Origin of the sequence: Alistipes sp. CAG:29 (assembly GCF_000435435.1) — a bacterium.
GTDB classification, from domain to species: Bacteria; Bacteroidota; Bacteroidia; order Bacteroidales; family Rikenellaceae; genus Alistipes; species Alistipes onderdonkii.
Window position 1 is genome coordinate 45,589 of sequence record NZ_FR893504.1, and the last position, 5,072, is coordinate 50,660.

The 5,072-nt window shown below is 58.1% G+C and carries 6 protein-coding genes; all 6 read left to right on the forward strand.

Features of this window, described 5'->3' with window-relative positions:
* Window positions 1-120: 120 nt before the first annotated feature.
* Window positions 121-1,293, forward strand: a complete 1,173-nt coding sequence (locus tag QVP03_RS11955; protein ID WP_022333643.1) for an OmpA family protein — start codon at window positions 121-123, stop codon at window positions 1,291-1,293.
* A 15-nt stretch (window positions 1,294-1,308) separates the two neighbouring features.
* Window positions 1,309-1,551, forward strand: a complete 243-nt coding sequence (locus QVP03_RS11960; RefSeq protein ID WP_022333644.1) for a hypothetical protein — start codon at window positions 1,309-1,311, stop codon at window positions 1,549-1,551.
* Window positions 1,552-1,672: 121 nt separating this feature from the next.
* Window positions 1,673-1,828: a hypothetical protein gene (locus tag QVP03_RS11965; RefSeq protein ID WP_022333645.1), complete on the forward strand. Its 156-nt coding sequence runs from the start codon at window positions 1,673-1,675 to the stop codon at window positions 1,826-1,828.
* A 44-nt stretch (window positions 1,829-1,872) separates the two neighbouring features.
* The gene (locus QVP03_RS11970) at window positions 1,873-3,225 is read left to right on the forward strand and encodes a fimbrillin family protein (protein ID WP_256166061.1); all 1,353 of its coding nucleotides are present in this window, start codon (window positions 1,873-1,875) and stop codon (window positions 3,223-3,225) included.
* Between the two features lie 71 nt (window positions 3,226-3,296).
* A complete protein-coding gene (locus tag QVP03_RS11975; RefSeq protein WP_022333647.1) occupies window positions 3,297-3,428 on the forward strand; it encodes a hypothetical protein in 132 nt (43 codons plus the stop codon).
* Window positions 3,429-3,458: 30 nt separating this feature from the next.
* The coding region (locus tag QVP03_RS11980) for a fimbrillin family protein (RefSeq protein WP_288210805.1) at window positions 3,459-5,072 on the forward strand (1,614 nt) is incomplete at its 3' end.

Below are 5,072 nucleotides of genomic sequence, written 5' to 3' on the forward strand. Positions count from 1 at the left end.
GCGGTGGAGGTAGCCGTAGCCTGCCACATGTACCGGACACGGCAGATAACACGAATAACGGACTCGCAACGAGACCACACATACCGGAAAAAATTCTAATCACTACAAAAACATTCAAACATGAAACGCCTCTACCTTATTGCCCTCTTTATCATCGTCAGCCTTGCCGCCACGGCACAGGAGAACGGCCAATCGCGCGATGCGCAGAACCGCATCGTACGCGGCCCCTATGAAACGAACCGCTTTTTCGACAACATCTTCGTCGGCGTCGCCGGCGGTGTAAATATCTATTTCGGCGAACACGACTCCTACGGCAAATTCGGCAAACGCATGGCCCCGGCACTGGACATCCATGTCGGAAAATGGTTCACCCCCTCGATCGGCGCCCGCGTCGGATACTCCGGCCTGCAGGCCAAAGGGTGGACGACCGCAGGCACCAAATACGCAAAGGGTGCCGACGGAAGCATGTTCAAGGAGAAATTCGGCGTATCGTACCTGCATGCCGATGCAATGTGGAACTTCTCGAACGCCGTGAGCGGCTACAAGGAGACCCGCACCTGGAATTTCGTACCCTTCGTCGGAGTGGGTTGGGCGCGTTCCTACGGCAACGACACCCACGACAACGAAATCGGCTTCGACGCAGGTCTGCTGAATGTAGTGCGCCTCTGCGATCTGCTCGACCTGACGCTCGAAGCTCGCTGCCTGCTGGTCAACCAGCGTTTCGACGGCGTGGGCGGCGGCCGCATCGGCGAAGGTATGCTCTCGGTAACGGCAGGGCTGTCGTTCAACCTGAACCGCCGCGGCTTCAAGCGAGCCTCGCAGGCTCAGCCCGTGGACTACACGTCGTACCTGGATCGTATCAAGCGGCTCGAAAACACCAACAACGAACTCGCATCGCAGAATTCGGAACTGAGCGACGAGAACGAGAAGCTGCGCAACATGCCGCCCAAGGTGGTTGCCGAGCAGAAGGTATCCGCATCGCCCGTGGCGCTCTTCTTCAAGATCGGCAAGGCCACGCTCGACAAGAAGGAGCAGACCAACCTCGAATTCTACGTAAGGAACGCCATGAAGGCCGACAAGGACAAGACCTTCACGTTGATCGGCTCCGCTGACAAGGATACCGGCACAAAGGAGATCAACCAGCGTCTGAGCGAACAGCGCATGGAGTACGTCTACAACCTGCTGAAGGACAAGTACGGCATCGACCCGTCCCGTCTGGTCAAGAAGGCCGAAGGCGACACCAACAACCGGTTCGCAGAGCCGGAACTGAACCGCGTCGTGATCGTGGAATAAGTAAAACAATCGGAATTGACAACCCCTAACGGACTTTACCGCATGCCCCAGACCGCAATACCGACCGCAGCGGGCGAAACCGCAGGATCCGGCCGGGCGCCGCACTACCTGCTCGCCTACCTGGAAGAAGGCCGGGTTCGCGTATACGCCTCCGGCAAACCGGCCTATGGGTCGGACGGCAGCTTCCCGGAGCGGACGAAATGCGCATCGAAGCGGAGCTGCAGCGGCTCCACCGAACCGGACAAAGGACAGGCATAGTCGAAATATGCCTGTCCGCGGGCGGGGAACAGCGCGGCATACGCGTGCTCTGCGTAAGGGCATAGCGCCAGCCCGGAACGGACATGGAATAAAAGCAACCTACACATAATAAAAAAAGACCATGAAAAAACAAACTATGACTTACGAAGCACCGGAGCTGTACCTGATCTCCGTATGCGTGGAAAAAGGATTTGCGGCAAGCAGCGGCATCGAACCGGGAACCGGCGGCGGCGAGCTGGGCGGAACCAGGTCGCTCTCTTACGATGACTACGAATAGCGACGCATCCATTGGAAATTAACGACAAAAACAGAAAACGCACCATGAAAAAATTATTCGTTATAGCAATGCTCGCAACGGTCGGTATGGCCGCGTGCAGCAAGGACGATACGGCTCCGGCCGCCGGCCCGAAAAAGTATGTTCAGGTGACCATCCCCGAGGATATGGTTTCCGGGGAGACCCGTACTTCCATCGACGGCACCACGACCAACTGGGTGGCCGGCGATAAAGTCGCCGTGCTCCTCTACGACGGAGCCGCGATGATGACATGCCAGTTCACGGCCGACAAGTCGGGCCCGACCACGACGTTCTCGGGCGACGTGCCCATCGGTTCCTATTCGCTGGCGGCGGCTTACTACCCGTACGACTGCAACGCCACGTTCGACGCCGTGAACAAGACCTTCAAGCACACCTGGGGGTCGGAATACTGCACGGACAACCTGGCCGCCTATGACTTCATGTATACGAACATCTGGGAGGAGCCGTTCGAAATCAACGAGGCGACGACCGTACTGCACGTACACTTCACGTTCAAGCCGCTGATGGCCCGCATCAAGATTTCGCTCGGACTGGGTGCGAACGAAACCCCCAAGAAAGTCATCCTGGAGACCGACAGCAACGTAATGCCGACGGCCGGTACGATCGACGCCCTGGGGAACTTCACGGCATCGTCCGCAACCAATTCGATCGCAGTTCCCACGAACCGGAAAGAGTTCGTACTGGGGCTGCTCCCCGTGGACATACTTTCGACCATGACCGTGAAGGTGATGACCACCGACGGGCTGACCTACTCGGACAAGTCGTTCACGCTGGCCGGCCTGAAGCGCAACCACCACTATACGATGAGCGTACCCTGCAACAAGAAAACGGTGACGATCACCGTGCCCGATGCCATCGACCAGAAGTACGGTACGCATACCTATCAGGACAACGGATTCTACACGGTCGATTCCCAATACGACCCGGAAGGAATTTTCAATGACTGGTATTTTTACCAGGCAGAGATCAAGAGCGACAAGAACGGCGACGACAAACTCAAGAAGAACCGCATCCAGCTGCAGGTTCCTGCGGGCTTCAACAACGCAAACAACGGCGCTTTCGTCACGGCTCCGATCCAGTGCGAGGGTTCGAAAACCGTGAAGGTATCCTTCGAGGTAGCGACCAACCGTATACGCAATATTGAGTACAGGATCGGCGTAACGGGCAACGGCCCGATCACCGAATCGTGGCTCCGCGACAGGAACAACATCCTGAACGGCAACGACCAAAAGTGCAAATCCGGTACGCAGACCCATACGTTTACGGTCACCAACGGACAGCGTATCATGATCAAGATACTATCTACCGCAGGATCTTACCACGTAGAGTTCGCGGACTTCACCTATACGGTCGAATAATTTCGATAAAATAATTTTTCAGATCGGGACGGAGCAGGATACCGTCCCGATTTATCTATAAACCGAATCTGATGAAAGCAGCATACATAAAGCCGGAATTGGAGATACTCGTAATTGCGGCGGAAGCAGGGTTCGCGATTTCACAGCCGCACGGCGGCGAACTCGGGCCCAGCTCGGTGAATTATGCGGACGACGAGTACTGAACCAAAAACCGCCAATTCGAACCTGACGTTATGAAACACAAACCTATTTTCCGACTGTCGCTACTCGCGCTTCTGCTGGCCGGTTGCGGAAAGGATACGACAGAACTGCCCGAAGGGCCCGAAACTCCCGCGACAGGAGGCGATGCCATCGTCTGCCGGTTGTCGATCGGCAACGAAGCGCCCGACACCACGGACGAAACCCGCACGGCCTACGGCCCGTTACAGGACGGCTACTACCCGATCTACTGGCGCAACGCCGACCGGGTGGGGATCATCTGCCCGCAAACGACCCCGCAATGGGCGGAAGTCGAAGTCAGCGTCTCCGGGGCGACCGAAAGCGAAGCCGACCTGAGCAACACGGGGATGCAGTGGGGGAGCAGTCCCAGCTACGATTTTTACGCCTTCTATCCGGCAGACGCCGTGCAGACCAACAGCGGCTCGATCGTCGTGACGGGAATCCCGGCCGTACAGACCTACCACAACGGCGAATGCAACATGCAGTACGCCTATATGGCGGCATGCACCCAAGGGGTGGAACGCGGCGCGGAGGTACCCTTCAGATTCCGCCCGCTGATGACCACGGTTACGATCCAGGTGGGATTCTCGGAAGCCGCGGAGGTACAGAAGCTCGTGCTGTCGAGCGAAAACGGCCCCATAGCGGGCGGCTTCACGTTCGACATCGAAACCGACCGGTGCTCGGTTATCCCGGGCAAGGGATCGAACGTGCTGGCCCTGCACCTGATGTCGGGGGACGTCCCCTATATCCAGCTCAGCGCAGGGTCGAAGGTCGCGGTCACGGCGTTCATGCTGCCGCAGGACATCGAAGGGCTTACGCTCTCCGCCGTCACGACGCAGGGGAAGACCTACAGCTACACGACCCCGGCAACGCTCAAGGCCGGACACCGTTATTCGTTCACGATCGGCGACATGCAGGCGCAGGCGCAACAGACCTCGGAAGGTTATTCCGACTGGATGGCCTACCTGCCCGACAACACCTACCTGTCGCAGGTTTCCATCCCCGGGTCGCACGACGCCTGCACGATCTACGGTTCGCATTACGAGTACAAAGACGGGATGCCCGACGATAGGTACCATTTCAAATGGTTGCAGAACGTCGTATTCGGCTATATGAACACGACCAAGATCATCAAGGCACAGGAGCTATCCATCGAAGAGCAGCTTGCGGCCGGGGTTCGCATGTTCGACCTGCGCCCCTCCTCGTCGAGCTCCTCGGTGCGCGACCTCCCGATCCATCACGGCATAGCCCCGCTGGGCGACCCGACGCTGGGCGGCTACGCCCCGGGCAGCTCCGGCCGCCAGGAGCTTTCGCCCTTCATGCTTTCGCACCTGCTCGACCGTTTCGTGGGATTCCTCGACGAACATCCGGGCGAGACGGTGCTCGTGCACATGAAATACGAGAACACCAGCACCAGCGCCAATAAGACGGGGTGGGACAAAAGCGTGGTCAGCCTGATCAACTCGCATTGCAGCGGGTATGTGGCCGACTTCCACCCCCTGATGACGCTGGCCGACGCCCGCGGCAAGATACTCTTCATGATCCGCGAGGATTACAAATCGTCGAACAACGGCCGGTATTTCGGCGCCTACCTGAACTGGACGGACGACAAGGTGGTTTTCGACACG